The organism is Streptomyces sp. TLI_146 (assembly GCF_002846415.1).
In the GTDB taxonomy this organism is placed as follows: domain Bacteria; phylum Actinomycetota; class Actinomycetes; order Streptomycetales; family Streptomycetaceae; genus Streptomyces.
The window spans coordinates 2,080,501-2,101,397 of sequence record NZ_PJMX01000001.1; the positions used below are offsets into that span (position 1 = coordinate 2,080,501).

Below are 20,897 nucleotides of genomic sequence, written 5' to 3' on the forward strand. Positions count from 1 at the left end.
TCCTGCACTAACTCTGCGACCATAGGGCGGCACACCCCCTTGGTCAAGACCAATCCTCGTTCCGTTACGGAACGAATCCGAGCCCTGGCGCAGAGCGTTCACACGACGTTCGCGGTCCCGTGAGCAGGGCGCAGCAAAGTGACCTGTGCCCGGATCCGGGCACAGGGTCGTGCTACTGGGGCGCGTGCGGCTAACAGGACGACTGATCCACGCGCGCCTCGCACAGTTCGTGGGCGAGTGCGGTCAGTTTGTCCGGGTTCCGTACGACATAGATGCAGTGGATGCGGCCATCGAGGACGTCGAGCTGCAGGACGCTGTCGGGCTCGCCGTCGTAGAGGACCAGCACCGCGGGGCCGCCGTTGATCTCCGTGATGCGGAAGTCACCCTCGGGCCCGCCCTCCTGTGACACCGCGTACAGGAAGCGTCCGACCTTGTCGGCGGACTCGATGATCCGCATCGGGGCCTTGGACTTTCCGCCACTGTCGCCGATGAACCGTACGTCGGGGGCGAGCAGGGAGAGCATGGAGTCCAGGTCGCCGCCGCCCGCGGCGGCCATGAACCGCTCGGTGAGGTCGCGGCGGTGGGCGGGGTCGACGTCGTAGCGGGGCTTGCGCTCGTCGACGTGGCGCCGGGCGCGCCCGGCGAGCTGGCGCACGGCGGGCTCCGTGCGGTCCAGGGTGGCCGCGATCTCCGCGAACGGGAAGCCGAACGCCTCCCGCAGGACGAACACCGCGCGCTCCAGCGGCGAGAGCGATTCGAGGACGACCAGAACGGCGAGCGAGACGGAATCGGCCAGCATGGCCTGTTCGACCGTATCCGGTACGACAGGCCCGAAATCGGTCGAGATCAGCTCGGGCAGCCAGGGCCCCACGTACGCCTCGCACCGCGCCTGGATCTGTCTGAGCCGGTCGATGGCGAGCCGGGTGGTGATCCGCACGAGGAACGCGCGCGGGTCGCGCACGCCGTCGCGATCCTGCGCCGACCAGCGCAGCCACGCCTCCTGCACCACGTCCTCGGCGTCGGTCACACGGCCCAGCATGCGGTAGGCCACGCCCGTGAGGACGGACCTGTGGTCTTCGAAGAGTTCGGCGGCGGTGGGGGCAGTCACCGCTCCATCCCAGCCGACCGGCAACCGGCTGTCCAGAAGGCGAACTCTCGCTGTTCGATTCTGCGCCCCTGGCGCGGTGTCCGGGACCCGGCTCTTGAACTCCAAGCTACTGAAGGGTAATTGTTGCTGACAGGGTGTCTACCGCCGCCCGCGCGGCACCGTCCGTCCACCACCGGGAGCAGCAGCATGGCCGAAGAGGTCTCCTTCACGATCGGCTCCCCCCGGGGCAGCCGCACCGTCACCGTCTCCTACCGGCGGGCCGGTTCCGGCGACCCGCTGCTCCTGCTGCACGGCATCGGCCACCACCGCCAGGCGTGGGACCCGGTGTTCGACCTGCTGGCCGCCGAGCGCGATGTCATCGCCGTGGACCTGCCCGGTTTCGGCGAGTCCCCGGCGCTGCCCGAGGGCGTCTCGTACGACCTGCGGTCGGTCGTACCGACGCTGGGCGCGCTCTGCGAGGAGCTGGGTATCGAACGGCCGCATGTGGCGGGCAACTCGCTCGGCGGGCTGCTGGCCCTGGAGCTGGGGCGCGAGAAGCTCGTACGGTCGGTGACGGCGCTCTCCCCCGCCGGGTTCTGGACCCAGGCCGAGCGCCGCTACGCCTTCGCGACGCTGACCGCGATGCGGCGGGGCGCGAGGCTGCTGCCGCTGCCGGCCATCGAGCGGTTGTCCCGGAGCGCGGCCGGGCGCGCGGCGCTGACGAGCACCATCTACGCGCGCCCCGGGCGCCGTTCACCCGAGGCCGTCGTCGCCGAGACGCTCGCGCTGCGCGAGGCCACCGGCTTCGACGAGACCCTGGCCGCCGGGGTGCGGGTCCGGTTCACCGACGACGTGCCCGGAGTCCCGGTCACCGTCGCCTGGGGCGCCAAGGACCGGCTGCTGCTGCGCCGTCAGGGCATCCGCGCCAAGCACACGCTCCCCAGCGCCCGGCTGGTGCGGCTGCCCGGCTGCGGCCACGTCCCGATGAACGACGACCCCGCCCTGGTCGCGCGCGTCATCCTCGACACCAGCCGCTGAGCCGGTGCGCTTCGGGCGCCGGGCCAGCACTCCCGCGCCCAGCGCGACCCCGGCGGCGACCAGCGCACTGCCCGCGGCCTGCGCCGTGCCGTACGCTCCGGCGCCGACCAGCGGGGCCGTGAGCGCGGCCGACACCGGGATGAGGCCGGAGAAGAGCGTCGCCCGTTCGGCGCCGATCCGCTGCACGCCGATGTACCAGCAGACGAATCCGACCACGGTGACGACGGCGGCCTGCCAGACCAGGGCCGCCGTCTCGGCGGCGTCGGGCAGCCGCAGCGCCGACCGGCCGTCCAGTACGAGAGCGAGCGCCGCGGACTCGACGGCCGCGACGCCGCACACGGCCGCCGACAGCAGCTTCGGGCCGAGCGGTCGCAGCACCGGAACCGCCAGCACCGCGAACCCCACCTCGCCCACCAGCGCACCCGCCGACCAGGCGATGCCCGCCGCGTCGGTACGGCCCCACCCCTGCACGGTGAAGGCTCCGGCCGCCACCAGAAGCGCTCCGTAGAGCACCGGCCGGGTGGGCCGCCGCCCGTCGAGCAGCGGCACGAGGACCGCCACCATGACCGGCGCGCACCCGACGAAGACACCGGGGACGGCGGGCTCGGCCGTGCGCTCGGCGGCCAGCACCGCCATGTTGAAGCCCACCATCCCGACCGCGGAGACCAGCGCGAGCCGGCCCCACTGCGCCCCGCCCAGGGCGCGCAGCGGCGCGGTGCCGCCCCGGCCGAGCAGCGGGAGCAGCAGCAGACAGGCGAGGCCGTAGCGGAGGGCCTGGCCGCCCGCGTGCGGATAGTCGCCGAGGACGCTGTTGGCGGTGAAGGACCCGCCGACGAGGAAGCAGGCGACGGCGGCGAACGCCGCGCCCCGCAGCTGTGACACGTTCATGGGGCCGACGCTAGGCAGCGCGGTGGCCTTGTTTAAGGTCCACTTCCATGACTCCATCGGGGACCACTTCGCCCTCCGCGCCACAGGGCGACGACGCGCCGCCGTCCTGGAACGCGGCCTGGGAACTGCTGCTTCCGGCCGCCGCCGCTCCGGCCCGGCAGCGGGGCAGGCTGCTCCAGTCGGCGTTCCGCGAGGCCGTGCGGTCGGGGCGGCTCGCCGCCGGGACGCGGCTGCCGTCGAGCCGTGAGCTCGCCGCCGACCTCGGGGTGTCGCGCGGCCTGGTCACCGAGGCTTACGAACAGCTCACCGCCGAGGGCTATCTGCGCAGTGACCGGGGCGCGGGCACCTGGGTGGGCGCGGCGGCGCGCGCCGCCGACGCGCCACGCGCGCGTGACCTGGCGCCGCGCGACCCCGGCGCCCTGGCCGACTTCCTGCCCGGCACACCGGACCTGTCGCTGTTCCCGCGGGCCGCCTGGGCCGCCGCGCACAAGGGCGTCCTGGAGCGGCTGCCGCACCGCTCGCTCGGCTATCCCGATCCGCGCGGGCTGCCCGAGCTGCGCACCGCGCTGGCCGCGCTGCTGGCCCGGCGGCGCGGCGTGGTCGCCGACCCCGAGAGGATCGTGGTCTGCTCCGGGGTGGCCCAGGCCACGACGCTGCTCGGCTTCGCGCTCGGGGAGCGGGGCGAGCGGACCGTGGGCGTCGAGGACCCCGGCAGCCCCGAGCACACCGCGCTGTTCGCGGCCACCGGCGTACGGACCCGGCTGCTGCCGCTCGACGAGGAGGGCCTGGCGATCGGCCCGCTGTACGCGAGCGGGGTACGGGTCGCGGTGACGACTCCGGCGCACCAGTTCCCGTCCGGGATCGCCTACTCCGCGCGCCGGCGGGCCGAACTCCTGGACTGGGCGCGGGCGGTGGACGGGCTCGTCGTCGAGGACGACTACGACGGCGACTTCCGCTACGACAGGGCTCCGGTCGGAGCGCTCCAGGGACTCGACCCGGAACACGTCGCGTACACCGGGTCGGTCAGCAAGTCGCTCGCCCCCGGGCTGCGGCTCGGCTGGCTGCTCGCGCCGGAGCGGCTGACCGGCCCGATCGTCGCCCGCAAGCGCACCATGGATCTCGGCAACCCCGCCCTCGACCAGGCGCTGCTCGCGGACTTCCTCACCAGCGGCGCGTACGACCGCCAACTGCGCCGGTGCCAACGCGCCTACCGGGAGCGGCGGGACGCGCTGGTCGGCGCGTTGCGCGAGCACTTCCCCGGCACCGAGGTGAGCGGCATCGCGGCCGGGCTGCACATCATCGCCCGACTGCCCGCGCGGTACGGCCCGGAGCCCCGTCTGCTCGAACGCGCCGCCCACGCGCGCGTGGCCGTGCGCCCGCTCTCGTACTACAGCTCACGCGGGAGAGAAACGGGATCAGGAGCGGGTACGGGAACGGGAACGGGAACGGACACCGAAGCGGGCGTCGGCGTTGCGCTGGTGATGGGGTACGCCCATCTGACCCCGTCCGACATCGCGCGCGGGGTGCGGCTCCTCGCCGAAGCCGTGCCCACGCGTGACGCCTAGGAGTTCGACCAGCCCCGTATGCAGAGCACCAACCGGTACCCGTCCGGGTCCTCGATCGTCACGCCCCACTCGTTCCAGTACGGGTTGGGCGACTGCACCCGCTTGCCGCCGTGGGCCTCCAGGCGAGCCACCAGGTCCTGCGGAACTTCCTCGTCCACGTAGATGACCAGCAGGTCCTCCTCGGTCGGCCGGGGCTCCACGGGGGCGGCCGACTCGTGGACCAGCTCCAGGTGCCAGTCGGCGTCCGGCCAGCCGACCATCAGGAGCGCGTGCTCACCGGCGGCGGCGCTCGCCGCGTCGTGCCGCCACACGACGTCGAGCCCCAGGCCGTCGACCCAGAACCGCTCCGCCGCCGCCAGATCGCGCGAGGGGCGGGCGATGCGGATGTGTGAGCGGGCTCCGACCGGCATGGGAACTCCCTGTGCTTTCGCTGTTGCTGTCGTCCGGGGCCGCCTCGGCGGCGGCCCGTACCGGCAACGTACTCAACGAAGATCACCCGGTCGATGGTTCCTTGGTCCCCGGCCGATTGCCCTAGTCCGACCGCCCTAGTCCCAGCGCCCCGGGACGAGCCGTCCAGGCCGCCCACCCCCGAGCCGCCGACCCATCGGCCCATCGGCCCGTCGCCCAATGGCCCAATCGCCCCCGGGCCAACATCCCGTTGTTCACCTGGGGTTCGCGCCCGCGCCGCAGCCGGGCAGTAGGCATGGCACGGATCCGCACGCACCGGACCACCCGCCCCATCCCGCCACTCCGTCCCTGGAGGCACCTCGATGCCGTACCGCCCTCGGATCCCCTCGCCCAACCGCCGTACCGTACTCAAGGGTTCACTCGCCGTGTCGGCGGGTCTCGCCCTGCCCGCCGGGCTCGCCACGGCCGCGCCCGCGCTGGCGCTCTCCGGGCGGCCGAGCGCCGACTGGGGCGTGCAGGCCGGTGACATCACGGCGTCGTCGGGGCTCGTGTGGGCCCGGTCCGACCGGCCCGCCCGGATGGTCGTGGAGACCTCCGCCACCGAATCGTTCCGCCGCGCCCGCAGATGGCACGGTCCGCTGCTCGGACCGGGCACCGACTTCACCGGTACGACGCAGCTGCGCGGACTGCCCGCCGGGGAGCAGATCCACTACCGGGTGACGCTCGCCGACCCCGACGACCCGCGCCGTACCGGCAAGCCGGTGTACGGCACGTTCCGCACGGCGCCCGCCTCGCGCCACCAGGACGTGCGCTTCCTGTGGTCCGGCGACATCGCCGGGCAGGGCTGGGGCATCAACCCGGACATCGGCGGCTTCGGCGTCTACGACGAGATGCGGCAGCTCAACCCGGACTTCTTCCTGTCCAGCGGGGACAACATCTACGCGGACGGGGTGATCCTGCCCAGCGTGACGCTGCCCGACGGCCGGGTCTGGCGGAACATCACGACCGAGGAGAAGTCCAAGGTCGCCGAGACGCTGGCCGAGTACCGGGGCAACTTCCGCTACAACCTGCTCGACGAGAACGTCCGGCGGTTCAACGCGCAGGTGCCCTCCATCGTCCAGTGGGACGACCATGAGGTACGGAACAACTGGTACCCGGGGCAGATCCTGGACGACGCCCGGTACACCGAGAAGAACATCGACGTGCTGGCCGCCCGTTCGCTGCGGGCCTTCAGCGAGTACTTCCCCGTCTCCACGCTGCGGCCGGGCAGCCGGGAGGGGCGCGTGCACCGGGTGGTGCGGCACGGGCCGCTGCTCGACGTGTTCGTGCTCGACATGCGGACGTACCGCGATGCCAACTCCCCCGGGCGGCAGGCCGACGACACCGTGGGCATCCTCGGCGCGGAGCAGCTGGAGTGGCTGAAGCGGGAACTCGCGCGCTCCCGGGCGGTGTGGAAGGTGATCGCCGCCGACATGCCGCTCGGACTGGTCGTCAGCGACGGCCCGGCGAACTTCGAGGCCGTGGCGCAGGGCGACCCGGGCGCGCCGCTCGGGCGCGAGCTCCAGATCGCCGAACTGCTGCGGTTCGTCAAGCACCGCAAGATCACCGGCACCCTGTGGCTGACGGCCGATGTGCACTACACGGCGGCCCAGCACTACGAGCCGTCGCGGGCCGCGTTCAAGGACTTCGCCCCGTTCTGGGAGTTCGTGTCGGGGCCGCTCGCCGCGGGCGGGTTCCCGGCGAACAAGCTCGACGCGACCTTCGGTCCCGACCAGGTCTTCGTCCAGGCGCCCGCGCGGGCCAACGCCTCCCCGATGGAGACCCCGCCGAACTTCGGCGAGATCGAGATCGACGGCGGCAGCGGCGAACTGACGGTGCGACTGCGCGCCCAGGGCGGTTCGGTACTCTTCACCAAGGTACTCAGGCCGGGTCTGGTGGGCCAGTAGCGAGGTACGGCAGTGGTGAGGCAGCCCAGAGCGACGTACGCCGAAGCGACGTACGGACTGCGGCACCGACCCGGTCATTCCGCGCCACAGACCGTAAGAAACGGCCAGAAAAGCACCAGAATCACACTTAACCCATCAGTCACAAAGCGTTCGTGATCACGCAACACCGCTCGGCCACAGTGAGGGCATGACTGAGATGCCTGAGTTGACTGCCCGCAAGAGCGCCCGCCGCCACCACTGGCGGCGGGACATGATCGAGCTGGCCGCGCTGTTCACGGCCGTGGCGGTGGCCGACGGGCTGGCGAACACGGTCGCCCACGGGCCGGACGGACCGTTCCTGCTCATCGCCTCGGCGGTCGCCCTGGTGGCCACTGCGGCGTTCCACACCTGGTGGGCCCACCGCCACAGCCACGCACCCCCGGCGGACACACGGGCCGATACGGACGCGGCGCCCGCGACAGCCGGCGCCGCGTCCACCGACGGGTCCGCCGCACCGCAGGCGGCGCCCCGCGAGACCTCGCTGTGGCGGATGCGGGCCACCGTGCGGGACGAGCCGGGCAGTCTGGCCGCCCTGTGCACCGCGCTCGCCCACAGCCGGGTCGACATCCTCACCCTCCAGACGCACCCGCTGGCCGACGGCACGGTCGACGAGTTCCTGCTCCGGGCCCCCGCCGAGCTGACGGCCGCCCGGCTCACCAAGGAGATCGCGGCAGCGGGCGGCGGCGACATCTGGCTGGAGCGCGCGGACGCACACGACCTGGTGGACGCGCCCACCCGGGTGCTCGGCCTCGCCACCCGGACCGCGCTCGACGCGGCCGAACTGCCTCTCGCACTGAGGCAGTTGCTGGGCAGGTGCACCATCCACTCGCTGCCCGCCGTGTCCCTGTCGGGCCGCCCGACCGGTGAGACGGCGCCGGTCGAGGGCGTACTCGAATCGACCACCATGCGGCTGCGCGACCCGAACGGCGGGGCCATCACCATCGAGCGACCCTACCTCCCGTTCACCCCGACCGAGTTCGCGCGGGCGCGCGCGCTGGTCGAGCTGGACGCGCGGCTCGGCCCGCGCATCCCGCGCAGCCAGGACGTCCTCACCCTGCCCGAGGGCAACGAGATCGCCGTTCGCCGGGCCGGTCAGGACGACGTCGAGGCCGCCAAGGCCATGCACGAGCGCTGCTCCGACCGCACGCTGAGCCTGCGCTACCACGGTCCCGTCGGCGACGCCGACCGCTACCTCAACCACCTGCTCAGCCCCCGCTACGGCCGCACCCTCGCCGCCCAGACCGCCTCGGGGCGGCTCGTCGCCCTCGGCCATCTGCTGTGGGACGGCGACGAGACCGAGGTGGCGCTGCTCGTCGAGGACGACTGGCAGCGCCGGGGCATCGGCTCCGAGCTCCTGGAGCGCCTGGTGGCGCTGGCGGTCGAGGCGGGCTGCGAGAGCGTGTACGCGGTCACGCAGTCCTCCAACACCGGGATGGTGGCGGCGATGCGCGGCCTCGGCCTGCCGCTGGACTACCAGATCGAGGAGGGCACGCTGGTGGTCACCGCCCGGCTGCCGAAGGCTCGGGTGCCGGCGCGTCCGTCGTTCGAGCAGCAGGCTTCGTTCGGGCAGACGCCGTTCGGGCAGGCGTCGCGGGCGGAGCGCTGAGCGCCAGACTCAGATCGCTCCACAGGTCGTCGACGTCCTCCAGTCCGACGGAGAGCCGCAGCAGGCGGTCGCTCACTCCGGCGGAGCGCCGGTCCCCCTCGGCCACGATGCGGTGGCTGATGGAAGCGGGGTGCTGGATGAGGGTGTCGACGCTGCCGAGGCTGACGGCCGGGGTGATGAGCCGGACGCCCGCGATGACGCGGTGCGGATCGCCGTTCACCTCGAAGGAGACCATCGCCCCGCCCACCTTGGGATAGTGGACCCGTTCCACGCGCGGATCGGCGGCCAGTCTGCGGGCCAGCTCCGCGGCGCTCCCCGCGGCCGCCCGCATCCGTACCGGAAGCGTCGACAGGCCCCGCAGCAGCAGATAGCCCGCGAGCGGGTGCAGGACGCCGCCGGTGGCGAACCGCACCTGGCGCAGCTGCCGCGCGAACGCGTCGTCGCAGGCGACGACTCCGCCCATGACGTCGCCGTGGCCGCCCAGGTACTTGGTGGCGCTGTGCAGCACGATCCGCGCGCCCTGTTCGAGCGGCCGCTGGAGCACGGGCGTGGCGAAGGTGTTGTCGACCAGCAGCGGCACCGAGCCGCAGGCGTGGGCGACGGCCCGGATGTCGACCTCGGCGAGGGTCGGGTTGGCCGGGGTCTCCACGATCACCAGTCCGGTGTCGGGCCGCAGGGCGTCGGCGATGCCCGCCGGGTCCACCCAGGTCACCTCCGTACCGAGGAGTCCGGCGTCCAGGAGGTGGTCGCTGCAGCCGTACAGCGGCCGGACCGCGACCACGTGCCGCAGGCCCGCCGAGGCCCGGGCGAGCAGCACCGCGGTCAGCGCGGCCATGCCGCTGGCGAACGCGACGGCGCCGGCGGCCCCTTCCAGCCGTGCGAGGGCTGTCTCGAAACGGCCCACGGTCGGGTTGTCCAGACGCGCGTAGACCGGGGGTCCTTCGGGCAGCAGCCCGGTGGCCGCGAAGGCGTCGATCCGAGCGGCCTCGGCCGCGCTGTCGTACGAGGGGTAGGTCGTCGAAAGGTCGATCGGCGGGGCGTGCAGGCCGAGTCCCGCGAGGTCGTCGCGGCCGGCGTGGACGGCTTCGGTGGCCAGGGCACGGGGTGCGGCCTGGGTACGGTCCTGCGTGTCGGTGTCCATGGCGGCACTGTGATGACGTGACCGGAATTGAGCGGCGAGGTCCGTGCTACGTTCGGCCAATGGCCGATTCTGTCGCACTGGACCCGGTGGATCTGGACATTCTGCGCCTCCTGCAGAACGACGCCCGGACCACCTACCGTGACCTGGCCGCGCAGGTCGGCGTGGCGCCCTCCACCTGCCTGGACCGGGTGACCAGGCTGCGCCGCTCCGGAGTGATCCTGGGCCACCAGCTCCGTCTCGACCCGGCCAGAATGGGCCGCGGCCTGGAGGCACTCCTCTCCGTACAGGTGCGACCACATCGGCGTGAACTGATCGGTCCGTTCGTCGAGCGCATCCGGGCGCTGCCGGAGTCCCGCGCCCTGTTCCACCTCACCGGGCCGGACGACTACCTGGTCCACGTGGCCGTGACCGGCACCGCCGACCTCCAGCGGCTGGTCATCGACGAGTTCACCTCGCGGCGCGAAGTCGCCCGGGTGGAGACGCGGTTGATCTTCCAGCAGTGGGAGTGCGGCCCTCTGCTGCCACCCTCGTCGACACCGGGCTCACCTTCCGCTTCGCCCCCTGTCTCCCCTTCCGCCTCCGGTGGCTGAAGGTCGACTGTTGGTGACGCGGAGCCTCCGCTCGTACGAGTATGTGGTCCATGCCAGACACTTCCAGCAGCGTGCTGCCCCGCCAGGTCGCCGACGCCCATGTCGACGCACTCATCGAACTCGACCCCATCACCGGTACCTATCTGGGCGTGCGCAGAAGCGCCCGGCTGCTTCCGGACTTCACACCCGCCGGGCAGGCGGCCGTGGCCGACCTGGCCCGCGCGACGCTGGCGCGGCTCGACGAGGCGGAGCGGCTGCCGGGCGCGGACAGCGACTCCGAGCGGCGCTGCGCCAGACTGCTGCGGGAGCGCCTGACGTCCGAACTCGCCGTCCATGACGCGCAGGAGGGCCTGCGCTGCATCAGCAATCTGCGCTCGCCCGTCCACTCGGTGCGCCAGGTGTTCACCATGATGCCGGTCGCCGACGAGGCGGACTGGGCGGACGTCGCGGCCCGGCTCACCGCCGTCCCCGCGGCCCTGGACGGCTATCGCGCCTCGCTGCAACTGGGGCTCGACCGGAAGCTGTTCGCGGGCCCGCGCGCCACGGCCACCTTCATCGGCCAGCTCACCGAGTGGATCGGCACGGACCGCAACTGGTTCGAGGAGTTCGTCGCGCCGGGCCCCGAGGCGCTGCGTCCCGAGCTGGACGCGGCCGCGCGCGTGGCGGGCGAGGCGCTGGTCGCCCTGCGCGACTGGCTGCGCGAGGTGTACGCGCCCGCGATCGCCGGGGCGCCCGACACGGTGGGCCGCGAGCGGTACGCCCGCTGGGTGCGCTACTTCAACGGGACGACCCTGGACCTCGACGAGGCGTACGCGTACGGCTGGTCCGAGTACCACCGCATCCTCGGTGAGATGAAGGCCGAGGCCGACAAGATCCTGCCGGGCGCGGGCCCCTGGGAGGCGCTGGCCCACCTCGACGAGCACGGCACCCACATCGAGGGCGTCGACGAGGTCCGCGAGTGGCTCCAGGCCCTGATGGACGAGGCGATCGCGGCCCTGGACGGCACGCACTTCGAACTCGCCGAGCGGGTACGGAAGGTGGAGTCGCACATCGCGCCCCCCGGCAGCGCCGCCGCGCCCTACTACACGGGCCCCTCGGAGGACTTCTCGCGCCCCGGCCGCACCTGGCTGCCGACCATGGGCGAGACCCGCTTCCCGGTGTACGACCTGGTCTCGACCTGGTACCACGAGGGCGTTCCCGGCCACCACCTGCAGATCGCGCAGTGGCGGCACGTGGCGGACCGGCTCTCGCGCTACCAGGCGACCATCGGCACGGTGAGCGCCAACGCCGAGGGCTGGGCGCTCTACGCCGAGCGGCTCATGGACGAGCTGGGCTTCCTGCCCGACCCGGAGCGGCGGCTGGGGTACTTGGACGCGCAGATGATGCGGGCCTGCCGGGTCATCGTCGACATCGGCATGCACCTGGAGCTGGAGATTCCGGACCACTCGCCGTTCCGTCCCGGCGAGCGGTGGACGCCGGAGCTGGCACAGGAGTTCTTCGGCAGCCACAGCGGACGCCCGGCGGACTTCGTGGAGAGCGAGCTCACCCGCTATCTGTCCGTGCCCGCCCAGGCGATCGGCTACAAGCTGGGCGAGCGGGCCTGGCTGATGGGCCGGGAGAACGCGAAGAAGCACCACGGCGACGCGTTCGACGCCCGGGCCTGGCACATGGCGGCGCTCTCCCAGGGGCCGCTGGGCCTGGACGACCTGGTGGACGAGCTGTCCAAGCTCTGACGCGGCGGGGTGGCGGGTTCCCGCCCGGCGGGGGTCGGGTTCCCACCCCGTGGGTGGCGCGTCCCTACCCGGCGGGTGGCGGGTTCCTACCGGGCCGGTGGCGCGTCCCTACCCGGCGGGTGGCGGGTTCCCACCCGGTGGGTGGCGGGTCCAGGCCCGCCACCCACATCCCGCCACCGCGGCCCGGCCGTCAGCAGCCGCAGTTCTCCGCGCCCACGGGCGCGGTCAGTGCGTCGGCCTCGCGCGTCTCGCGGCCCTCCCAGGTCTCGAACTCGAAGCCCTCGCGCACCCAGTACTCGAAGCCGCCGAGCATCTCCTTGACCTGGTAGCCGAGTTCGGCCAGGGCCAGGGCGGCGCGGGTGGCGCCGTTGCAGCCGGGGCCCCAGCAGTAGGTGACGACCGGCACGGACTTGTCGAGCAGCTGCTCGGCCTGCTCGGCGATGAGCGCGGTGGGCAGGTGTACGGCGCCGGGCACATGGCCCTGGTCCCAGGACTCCGTGGAGCGCGAGTCCAGCACCACGAAGCCCGGCTCGCCGCCTGCGGCCAGCACGGACGCCACGTCGGAGACGTCGGCGTGGAAGACCAGGCTGGCGCGGAAGTACGCGGCGGCGTCGGCGGGCGCGGCCGGGGCGACGCGGAGGACGGGGTTGGCGGCGGTGGCGAGCTGCGTTGTTGTCATGGCCAGAAATCTACGGTCCTTGATCATGAGCCGGAAGATGCGATCCCCGGAACATCTCTTGATTCGCCGGGGATTTCACTGTTGTCTGGCAGCCATGACCGAGTATTCCCCGGACGCCACCGACTGGCGCATCCTGGACGCCCTCCAGCAGGACGGCCGGGCCACATTCGCGGAGCTGGCCCGCGCCGTCGCCATGTCCCCGAGCGCCGTGACGGAACGGGTGCGGCGCCTCGAAGAGGCGGGGGTGATCTCGGGCTATACGGCGGTCGTCGACCAGGAGCGGCTCGGCCGGGGCATCCTCGCCTTCGTACGGCTGCGGTACCCGAACGGCAACTACAAGCCGTTCCACGATCTGCTGGAGGCGACTCCGGAGATCATGGAGGCGCACCATGTCACGGGCGACGACTGCTTCGTGATCAAGGTGGGGGCGCGGTCGATGAGCCACCTGGAGGAGATCTCCGGGAAGATCGGCGCCCTGGGGTCGGTGACGACCAGCGTCGTCTACTCCTCGCCGCTGCCCCGCCGGGCGATCGGCCGCTGAGCCCCGGCCGGATTGCTCACTCCCCGGCGTGCGCCGACCGGTGCCGCACCTCCGACCCGTTCCGCTCCTTGACGATCTCCAGCTGGGTCGGGATGCGGCGGCGCAGATCCCCGACGTGGCTGACGATGCCGACGCTGCGGTCCCGCTCGCGCAGCGAGTCCAGGACGTCCAGGACCTCGTCGAGCGCCTGGTCGTCGAGGCTGCCGAAGCCCTCGTCGATGAAGAGCGTGTCCAGCCGTACGCCCCCGGCCTCGTCGGTGACCACATCGGCCAGGCCCAGCGCCAGCGCCAGCGACGCGAAGAACGTCTCGCCGCCCGAGAGCGTGGCGGTGTCCCGCTCCCGGCCCGTCCAGGCGTCGACCACATGCAGCCCGAGGCCGGAACGGCCGCGTCCGCCCCGGGCGTCGGAGTGCACCAGGGTGTAGCGCCCGCCGGACATCCGGCTCAGCCGGGCCGTCGCGGCGGCCGCCACCTGCTCCAGGCGCGCGGCCAGTACGTACGACTCCAGGCGCATCTTGCGCTCGTTGTCGGCGGAGGTGCCCGCGGTGAGCCCGGCGAGGCGGGCCACCCGGTCGTACTCCTCGCGCAGCGGCCCGATCCTGCGCGTCTCCGTGGCGGCCTCGCGGCCCAGCCGGGCGAGCTCGGCGCAGCGGGCGCGTGCGGCGGCGAGCACCGAGGCGGCCTCGCGCAGCGCGCGCTCCACGCGCGCGTGGACGGCCTCGGCCTCTTCGGTGCGCGCGTCCGGGCGCTCGGCCGCTGCGACCGTGTCGGGCTCGGCGAGCCGGTCGGCGACCGCCGCCTCCTCGCGCTGCCACTCGTCGAGCCGGTGCTGGAGCTCCCGCTGGCGGTGGTCGTCGAGGAACGCCTCGGCCGCCGCCCGGGGGGTGTCGAAACCGGCCCGGAAGGCCGCTTCGGAGAGCCGTCCGTCGGCGTCCTTGAGGCGCTGGGCGGTCACCTCGACCTCGCGGACCGCCTCGGCGGCCCCGGCGAGCAGCCCGGCCCGGTGCTCCAGGAGCGCGGCCTGCTCGGCGACGCTGCGCGCCTCGCCCCGCGCCTGCGCCAACTCCCGTTCCAGGGCGGCCTGTTCCCGGTCGATCTCCTCGCGCCGGGCGTTGCGGGCCGAGACACGGTTCTCGGCCTCCCGCTGCTCCGAGACCCGGCGCGCGTGTTCACGCTCGGCACTGGCGAACGCCTCCTGCGCGGCATGCAGGGAGGCGGCAAGCGCCCGGACCTCGCCGTACTCGCGCTCCAACTCACCGACCTGGGACGCGAGTTCCGCCACGGTCTCGGCGCCCGCTTCCGCGCGCGTGGCCGCGAACCGCTCGCGTACGGAGGCGAGGGCACGCTCGGCGTCGGAGCGGTCCGCCTCGACGCGCCGGTACGCCTCGTGGGCGGCGTCCTCGGTCGCGCGGTCCACATGGCCGTCCGCCGCGCGCGCGGGAGCGGGGTGCTCGGCGGAGCCGCAGACCGCGCAGGCCTCGCCGTCGCGCAGCCCGGCGGCGAGCTCGGCCGCGATGCCGCGCAGCCGCTCCTCGCGCAGGGCGAGCCAGTGCTCATGGGCCTGGTTGGCCCTCTCCCGCGCGGAGGCCTGCCGTTCCTCCGCGGCGTCCAGCCGCGCCTGGAGGGCGTCGCGCTCGCGGGCGGCCGCGAGCCGGCGCCGGGCCGGGTCGAGCCGCCCCACCAGCTGCTCCGCGCGCGTGGCCGCGAGGTGGGCCGTCTCGATGCGCTCCTGGTGGCGCAGCCGGTCGGCGTCCCAGGAGGCGAGCCAGCCGGAGGCGTCCAGGAGCAGTTGCTCGTCGGCCCTGGCCTCGCGGTCCAGGGCGGCGCGCTCGGCGGTGATCTCGGCGCTGCGGGCCTCGGCCCTGCGGGCGGCGTCGAGCGCGCCGAGCTCCTGGCGCATCTGCCGCTCCAGGGCGCCGAGTTGATCCGCTCCGGCCTCGGCCAGATCGGCGGGCAGTAGCGCGCGGGAGCGCTCGCGGGCCGTGGCCGCCGCCTGGTGCTCGCGCTCGGTCTCGGCGCGCAGGGCGAGGGCGGGGGCGACGAGGTCGGCCTTGCGGGCCCGGTCGAGCCGCTCCCGTACGTCCGCGCGGCGGGGCTCGGCGGCGGCCAGCTCGTCGGCGCGGCGGCGGGCGTCCGCGTACCGGCGCTGCAGCTCGGCGAGGCGGCGCTCGTCGTCGAGCGCGATCCGGGCGGCGGCCTGCCGGCTCTCGGCGGCGGTAACGGCGCACTCGGCGACGGCGAGGCGCTCGCGTGCCCCCACGCGCGCGACGGCGGCCCACTCCAGGACGGCCTCGGCCAGGCCGGGCTCCCCGGGGCGGTGCTCGGGCAGCGGCCAGTCGCGCGCGTCCGCGCCGTCCCCGGCGGCCTGCGCCATCCGCTGGGCGAGCGCGAGCAGCCGCTCGTCACCGGCTTTGACCTGCTGTTCGGCGGCGCGGCGCAGCTCGGCGAGCCGCTCCTCGACAGCGGCGAAGCGGCCGGTGTCGAAGAGCCGCCCGAGCAGCTTGCCGCGCGCCTCGGCGTCGGAGCGCAGGAACTTGGCGAAGTCGCCCTGCGGCAGCAGGACGACCTGGCAGAACTGCTCGCGGCTCATACCGACGAGCTGCCCGATCTCCTCCCCCACCTCCTGGTGGGAGCGGCTGAGCGCCTCCCAGACACCCTCGCGCGCGTCGTACTCGCGCAGCCAGGTCTGCGCCTTCTCGGCGGTGAAGCCGGTGCCGCGCTTCTTCGGCCGGTTCTGCTGGGGCCGCCGGGTGATCTCCAACCGCCGCCCGCCGACGGTCAGATCGAGCAGGACCTCGGTGACGGTGTCGGGCGCGGCGTGGTCGCTGCGCAGGGTGGCGCCGGGGCTCTGGCGGGCGCCGGGCACCGCCCCGTACAGCGCGTAGCAGACGGCGTCGAGGACGGAGGTCTTGCCCGCGCCGGTCGCCCCGTGGAGCAGGAAGAGCCCGGCGGCCGAGAGCGCGTCGAAGTCCACTTCCTGGGTGCCGCCGAAGGGGCCGAAGGCGGTGACGCGCAGCCGGTGCAGCCTCATCGGGCACCCTCCCGCGCAGCCGCGGCCTCGCGCGCGTGGTCCTGGGTGAGCGCCGACTCCACCCGTACGTCGTCGAACGCGCCGCGCAGCACCGTCCGCTCCTGTTCGTCGGGGCCGCTGCCGCCGCGCACATGGGCCACGAAGTCCTCCGCGATCTCCTGGTCGCTACGGCCCTGGAGGCGGCGCGCGTACGAGGCGAGCGGGTCCTCGGGGGCCCGGTCCGGCTCGAAGACCAGGCTGAGGGTGTGCGGGAAGCGGGCGGCGACGCGGGCCATCGCGTCGTCGGGGCGGACCGGGTCGGTGAGCGTCGCCTCCACCCACGCGTCCTCGTGGGGCTCCAGGGCGGGATCTTCGAGCAGCTCGTCGAGGCGGCCCCGGATGCGGGCGAGGGGGCGCGGGACCGGGCAGTCGATCCGCTCGGCGGCGACGGCTCCGTCGGCGGCCAGGTCGACGAGCCACATCGACTTGCGGTGGGTGGTCTCGGAGAACGAGTACGCCAGCGGGGAGCCCGAGTAGCGCACGCGGTCGGTGAGGGTCTGGCTGCCGTGCAGATGGCCGAGCGCCACATAGTCGACGCCGTCGAAGACTCCCGCGGGCACGGCGGCGACCCCGCCGACCGTGATGTCCCGCTCGCTGTCGCTCGGCTCGCCGCCCGCCACGAAGGCGTGCGCGAGGACGACGGACCGGGTGCCTCGCGCGCGTGCCGCGAGATCCGCCCGGACGCGCTCCATGGCCGCGCCGAGAACCTGCTCATGCCCGGCCTTGTCGGTCTTGAACTCGTCGCGGACCAGGGCCGGTTCGAGGTAGGGCAGCCCGTAGAAGGCCACCTCCCCATGGGCGTCGGACAGCAGCACCGGGGTGCCGCACCCGGCCGGGTCGGTGCGCAGGTGGATGCCCGCCCGCTCGATGAGGCCCGCGCCGACGCCGAGCCGGCGGGCCGAGTCGTGGTTCCCCGAGATCATGACCGTCGGCACGCCCTCCTCGGCGAGCCGGTGGATGGCGCGGTCGAAGAGCTCCACGGCCGCGAGCGGCGGCACGGCCCGGTCGTAGACATCCCCTGCCACCAGGACCGCGTCCACGTCGCGCTCGCGCACCGTCGCCACCAGGTGGTCGAGGAACGCTGCCTGGGCGTCGAGCAGGGCGACCCGGTGGAACGACCGTCCCAGGTGCCAGTCCGACGTGTGCAGGAATCTCATGATCCCCGAGGGTAACGGTGGGGTCGGACATCCCGGGCGGCAACTGCCTTACCGGTACGGCGCAGAGCTGTCACGCGTCCCCGTACGCCTCTCCGCCGAGCTCCAGCGTCGCCGTGCCCGCGGTGACGTCCGCGAGCCAGCGCCGCAGGGACTCCACGTCCGCCTCCGGAATGCCGATCTCGATGGTCACGGCCTCGGCGTAGCGCACCTCGCGCACCGCGCGGCCGGTGGCCCGCAGGTCGTTCTCCAGCTTGCCCGCGCGCTGGTGGTCGACGGTGACGGTGGCGAGGCGGTACCGCCGGCGCACCACGGTGCCGAGCGCGTCCAGGGCTTCGCCGACCGCTCCCCCGTACGCGCGGATGAGCCCGCCGGCGCCGAGCTTCACTCCGCCGTAGTAGCGGGTGACGACGGCGACGGCGTACCGCACCTCGCGGCGGGTCAGCATCTGGAGCATCGGGACTCCGGCGGTGCCTCCCGGCTCGCCGTCGTCGCTCGCCTTCTGTACGGAGGCGTCGGCCCCGATGACGTACGCGAAGCAGTTGTGGGTCGCCGTCGGGTGCTCCCTGCGGACGCGCGCGATGAAGTCCTGCGCCGCCTGCTCGGTCGCGGCGGGCGCGAGCGCGCAGAGGAACCGCGATCGGTTGACCTCGGTCTCGTGCACGCCCTCGCGGGCGATCGTCCGGTACTGCTCCTGCATACGGCCACCCTATGCGGTGCCGGGCCGGTGACCCGCTGGTCACCGGGGCGCCGGGGCCCCGGGGGCGGAGATCCCCGGCCCGCCCCGGTGGCACGGGGTGACCGATGTCACCCGGCGCGGCTCCACAGCGGGCCGGGGCCGTCGCCCGGCCGCACACCCGGGCGACGAGCGGGTGGACGCCGGTTGAACCCTCACCCGCTCCTCCCCCTTGATCCTCAACTCTCGCTATAGGCACCTCCAGCAGGCTGCGGGGAGGAGTCGTGCCACAGCAGAGAGTGCGCCGGTTCATAAGGAGCAACCCGATATGTCATCAAACCTCCCGTTATTCTCCGTCCTCCTGGGAGGCGATTACGCGGGCAAGTCATCGGCGATGTCCCGGCTCGCCAAAGGCCCCGAGCCGGTCCGGGTCGTCTCGGTCGACGATCGCTTCCTCGCCGACCGGCACGCGCTGATCGGCCGGCTGCGGCGGGACGTGGTCAAGGACGTCGCCGCCCCGGACGGCGCCTACTCGCCGGACTTCATGGCGAGCATGCTCCAGACCGCCGTGGTGCACCTGCGCGACCAGCTCCTCACGGCCGCGGACGCCGCCGACGGACGGCCGCTCCTCGTCGACTCGTACTACTACAAGATCCTCGCGAAGTGCCGCCTCGCGGGTGTGCGCGAGAACCCCATGTACGACTGGTGGCGCTCGTTCCCGCAGCCGCGCCACATCGTCTACCTGAAGGTCTCGCCGCACGAGGCCTGGCGCCGGAGCCGCCGCGGGACCCGGCTCAACTCCCTGGAGCACTACGGCGAGCGGGCGAACCGGACGTCGTTCGAGCGGTACCAGACCGACCTGGAGAAGCTGATGTGGGACGAGATCCGGTCCCTCCCGGTCACCGTCGTCGAGCAGCAGAACTCTCCCGAGCGGACCGCCGACGCCGTGCGGGAGGCGGTCTGCCATGACTACGTCTGAGAGTCGTCGGGACGGCCCGTCCTGGCCGGATCCGGAGCGGGTGGAGCGGTACCGGTCGCGGGTGTTCGCCGAGCGGGCCCGGCTGCGGGCCGCGTTCGCGGATCCGGCCGGACTCCAACAGCGGGTCCTGGAGGACCTGCTCGCCTTCAACGCCGACACCGCGTACGGCCGCGCCCACGGATTCGCGCGGGTGCGCACCCTGGACGACTGGCGCAAAGCCGTCCCCGTCCAGGACTACAGCGGGCTCGCCCCCTGGATCGAGCGGGCGGCGGCGGGCGAGGACAACGTCCTCACCGCCGACAAGCCCGCCGTCTTCTTCACCAGCAGCGGCAGCACCGGCGCCCACAAGAAGATCCCCGTCACCCCCCAGTTCATGCACACCACGTTCTTCCCGTTCTACTACGCCGCGTGGGCGCCCTTGGCCGAACACTTCCCCGACGTCCTCGCGCGCCCGGACGCGGTGCTGAACCTCAAGCACGACCCGCTGGCCGCCCCGCCGACCACGGCCTCCGGCAAGCCCCATGTGGGGGCCAGCCAGGTCGACTTCGGCACCAGGTTCGGGGAGCCGCTCTCGGCGGAGCCCGGCACGAGCGCCCCCTGGGCCACGCTGGCGGTGCCCGTGGCGGCCGACGCGCATCTGGAGAAGATGTATCTGCGGCTGCGACTGGCGGTCGAGAGCGATGTGCGCTGTGTCATCGGCATCAACCCCGCCATGGTCGCCGCCCTCCCCCACCAGCTGAACCTGTGGTGGGAGCGCCTCGTCCAGGAGGTGCGCGACGGCACGCTCGGCGGCCACCCCTACCGATCCCCCAACCCCGATCGCGCCCGCGAACTCGACCGTCTCGCCGCGCACTTCGGGCGTGTCCGGCCCGCCCATGTGTGGCCGAACATGCGGGCCCTGTTCTGCTGGACCACCGGTCTCGCCTCGCTCTACCTCCCCCGGCTGCGCGAGGAGTTCGGGCCGGGGGTCACCCTGCTGCCCGCCCCGGTCGCCGCCTCGGAGGGCCCCACCGGCGTCGCCCTCGACCGCCACCCGAGCGCCGGAAGCCTCGTCGTGACCGCCTCCGTGTACGAGTTCGCCGACGCGGACCAGGACCTCACCCCCGACACACCGACCCTCCGGCCCCACGAGCTTGAAGCGGGACGCGACTACCACACCGTTTTCAGCCACATCGGCGGCCTCTACCGCTATGCCGTCGGCGACGTCGTACGTGTCGTCGACAGCGAGCACGGCGTACCCCGCCTCGAATACACCGGCCGCAACACGCTCTCCAACGCCGCCGGGGAACGCCTGCGCGACGCCCACGTGCTGCGCGCCCTCACGACCGCCCTGGCCGCGGGCGGACTCGAACTGCGCAACACCGCCTGCCGCGTCGTCCCCGGTCAACACGGCACCCCCTTCTACCAGTTCGCCCTGGCCTCAACCACCCCTTGGAGCGGCGCCGAGACCGACGCGTTCCTGACACGCCTCGACCGCGCCCTCGCCCACGAATCCCCCGGCTATCACCACGCCCGCGCCCAGCACCGCCTGGGCGCCCCCACCGCTCTCCCGCTGCACCCCGACGCCTTCCTCGACGACTGGCACGCCGCCGTCGCCACCGGCGTCCGCCCCACCCAGGTCAAAGACCGGCTCTTCCGCCAGGACCCGGCGCTATGGCAACGACTCACCGACGGGAACGGTTCCTGACCGGCACTCCTCCCGGCGCGGCCCCGCCCCCCACCGCGGTCCCGCACTCCACCCATCCGACCGAAGGAGA

Annotated in this window: 16 protein-coding genes and 1 pseudogene; 9 read left to right on the forward strand and 8 right to left on the reverse strand. The window is 73.5% G+C overall.

Translation table 11 applies throughout. From position 1 onward, the window contains the following. Nucleotides 1–190: 190 nt before the first annotated feature. Nucleotides 191–1,108, reverse strand: a complete 918-nt coding sequence (gene sigJ, locus BX283_RS09560; RefSeq protein ID WP_101387211.1) for an RNA polymerase sigma factor SigJ — start codon at nt 1,106–1,108, stop codon at nt 191–193. A gap of 186 nt (nt 1,109–1,294) precedes the next feature. Here sigJ and BX283_RS09565 point away from each other — a divergent pair, with 186 nt between their 5' ends. Continuing rightward, nucleotides 1,295–2,125, forward strand: a complete 831-nt coding sequence (locus tag BX283_RS09565) for an alpha/beta fold hydrolase (protein WP_101387212.1) — start codon at nt 1,295–1,297, stop codon at nt 2,123–2,125. A gap of 99 nt (nt 2,126–2,224) precedes the next feature. Here BX283_RS09565 and BX283_RS09570 read toward each other — a convergent pair. Beyond that, nucleotides 2,225–3,070 (reverse strand): annotated as a pseudogene (locus tag BX283_RS09570) (DMT family transporter); the annotation flags it as partial. Here BX283_RS09570 and BX283_RS09575 point away from each other — a divergent pair. Next, nucleotides 3,061–4,578 (forward strand): PLP-dependent aminotransferase family protein, encoded by a 1,518-nt coding sequence (locus BX283_RS09575; protein WP_101387213.1) that lies wholly within the window; start codon nt 3,061–3,063, stop codon nt 4,576–4,578. The pseudogene BX283_RS09570 and the gene BX283_RS09575 overlap by 10 nt on opposite strands. Here the strand turns inward: BX283_RS09575 and BX283_RS09580 are convergent. Continuing rightward, nucleotides 4,575–4,988, reverse strand: a complete 414-nt coding sequence (locus tag BX283_RS09580; RefSeq protein ID WP_101387214.1) for a VOC family protein — start codon at nt 4,986–4,988, stop codon at nt 4,575–4,577. The two genes, BX283_RS09575 and BX283_RS09580, sit on opposite strands and share 4 nt — an antisense overlap. A gap of 360 nt (nt 4,989–5,348) precedes the next feature. Between BX283_RS09580 and BX283_RS09585 the strand changes: the two genes are divergently transcribed. Both BX283_RS09585 and BX283_RS09590 read left to right on the forward strand, forming a co-directional pair. Next, nucleotides 5,349–6,932: an alkaline phosphatase gene (locus BX283_RS09585; protein WP_101387215.1), complete on the forward strand. Its 1,584-nt coding sequence runs from the start codon at nt 5,349–5,351 to the stop codon at nt 6,930–6,932. Nucleotides 6,933–7,128: 196 nt separating this feature from the next. Next, nucleotides 7,129–8,577, forward strand: coding sequence for a GNAT family N-acetyltransferase (locus tag BX283_RS09590; protein WP_101387216.1), 1,449 nt, complete (start codon nt 7,129–7,131; stop codon nt 8,575–8,577). Here the strand turns inward: BX283_RS09590 and BX283_RS09595 are convergent. Beyond that, on the reverse strand, nt 8,471–9,718 hold the full coding sequence (locus BX283_RS09595; RefSeq protein WP_101387217.1) for a PLP-dependent aspartate aminotransferase family protein: 1,248 nt from the start codon (nt 9,716–9,718) through the stop codon (nt 8,471–8,473). The two genes, BX283_RS09590 and BX283_RS09595, sit on opposite strands and share 107 nt — an antisense overlap. A gap of 59 nt (nt 9,719–9,777) precedes the next feature. Here BX283_RS09595 and BX283_RS09600 point away from each other — a divergent pair, with 59 nt between their 5' ends. Continuing rightward, a complete protein-coding gene (locus BX283_RS09600; protein WP_101387218.1) occupies nt 9,778–10,308 on the forward strand; it encodes an Lrp/AsnC family transcriptional regulator in 531 nt (176 codons plus the stop codon). Between the two features lie 50 nt (nt 10,309–10,358). After that, the gene (locus tag BX283_RS09605) at nt 10,359–12,041 is read left to right on the forward strand and encodes a DUF885 domain-containing protein (protein WP_101392244.1); all 1,683 of its coding nucleotides are present in this window, start codon (nt 10,359–10,361) and stop codon (nt 12,039–12,041) included. A 190-nt stretch (nt 12,042–12,231) separates the two neighbouring features. On the opposite strand, the gene BX283_RS09610 is transcribed toward BX283_RS09605, so the two are convergent. After that, nucleotides 12,232–12,720 carry a rhodanese-like domain-containing protein gene (locus BX283_RS09610; RefSeq protein WP_101387219.1) on the reverse strand — a complete coding sequence of 163 codons (489 nt, stop codon included), beginning with the start codon at nt 12,718–12,720 and terminating at the stop codon, nt 12,232–12,234. A gap of 94 nt (nt 12,721–12,814) precedes the next feature. Between BX283_RS09610 and BX283_RS09615 the strand changes: the two genes are divergently transcribed. Continuing rightward, nucleotides 12,815–13,261 carry an Lrp/AsnC family transcriptional regulator gene (locus BX283_RS09615; protein WP_101387220.1) on the forward strand — a complete coding sequence of 149 codons (447 nt, stop codon included), beginning with the start codon at nt 12,815–12,817 and terminating at the stop codon, nt 13,259–13,261. Nucleotides 13,262–13,277: 16 nt separating this feature from the next. Here the strand turns inward: BX283_RS09615 and BX283_RS09620 are convergent, their stop codons facing one another. The 3 genes from BX283_RS09620 to BX283_RS09630 all read right to left on the reverse strand — a co-directional run bounded on the left by BX283_RS09620 (nt 13,278) and on the right by BX283_RS09630 (nt 18,185). Then, nucleotides 13,278–16,292, reverse strand: coding sequence for an AAA family ATPase (locus tag BX283_RS09620; RefSeq protein WP_101387221.1), 3,015 nt, complete (start codon nt 16,290–16,292; stop codon nt 13,278–13,280). Beyond that, nucleotides 16,289–17,488: an exonuclease SbcCD subunit D gene (locus BX283_RS09625; protein WP_101387222.1), complete on the reverse strand. Its 1,200-nt coding sequence runs from the start codon at nt 17,486–17,488 to the stop codon at nt 16,289–16,291. The genes BX283_RS09620 and BX283_RS09625 overlap by 4 nt, the downstream gene beginning before the upstream one ends. Before the next feature lie 70 nt (nt 17,489–17,558). Continuing rightward, nucleotides 17,559–18,185: a YigZ family protein gene (locus BX283_RS09630; RefSeq protein ID WP_101387223.1), complete on the reverse strand. Its 627-nt coding sequence runs from the start codon at nt 18,183–18,185 to the stop codon at nt 17,559–17,561. Between the two features lie 304 nt (nt 18,186–18,489). On the opposite strand from BX283_RS09630, the gene BX283_RS09635 reads away from it, so the two are divergent. Further along, the gene (locus BX283_RS09635; protein WP_101387224.1) at nt 18,490–19,140 is read left to right on the forward strand and encodes a hypothetical protein; all 651 of its coding nucleotides are present in this window, start codon (nt 18,490–18,492) and stop codon (nt 19,138–19,140) included. Continuing rightward, complete coding sequence (locus tag BX283_RS09640; RefSeq protein WP_101387225.1) at nt 19,127–20,827, forward strand: GH3 auxin-responsive promoter family protein; 1,701 nt, start codon at nt 19,127–19,129, stop codon at nt 20,825–20,827. Before BX283_RS09635 ends, BX283_RS09640 begins: the two co-directional genes overlap by 14 nt. The last annotated feature ends 70 nt before the right edge of the window (nt 20,828–20,897 follow it).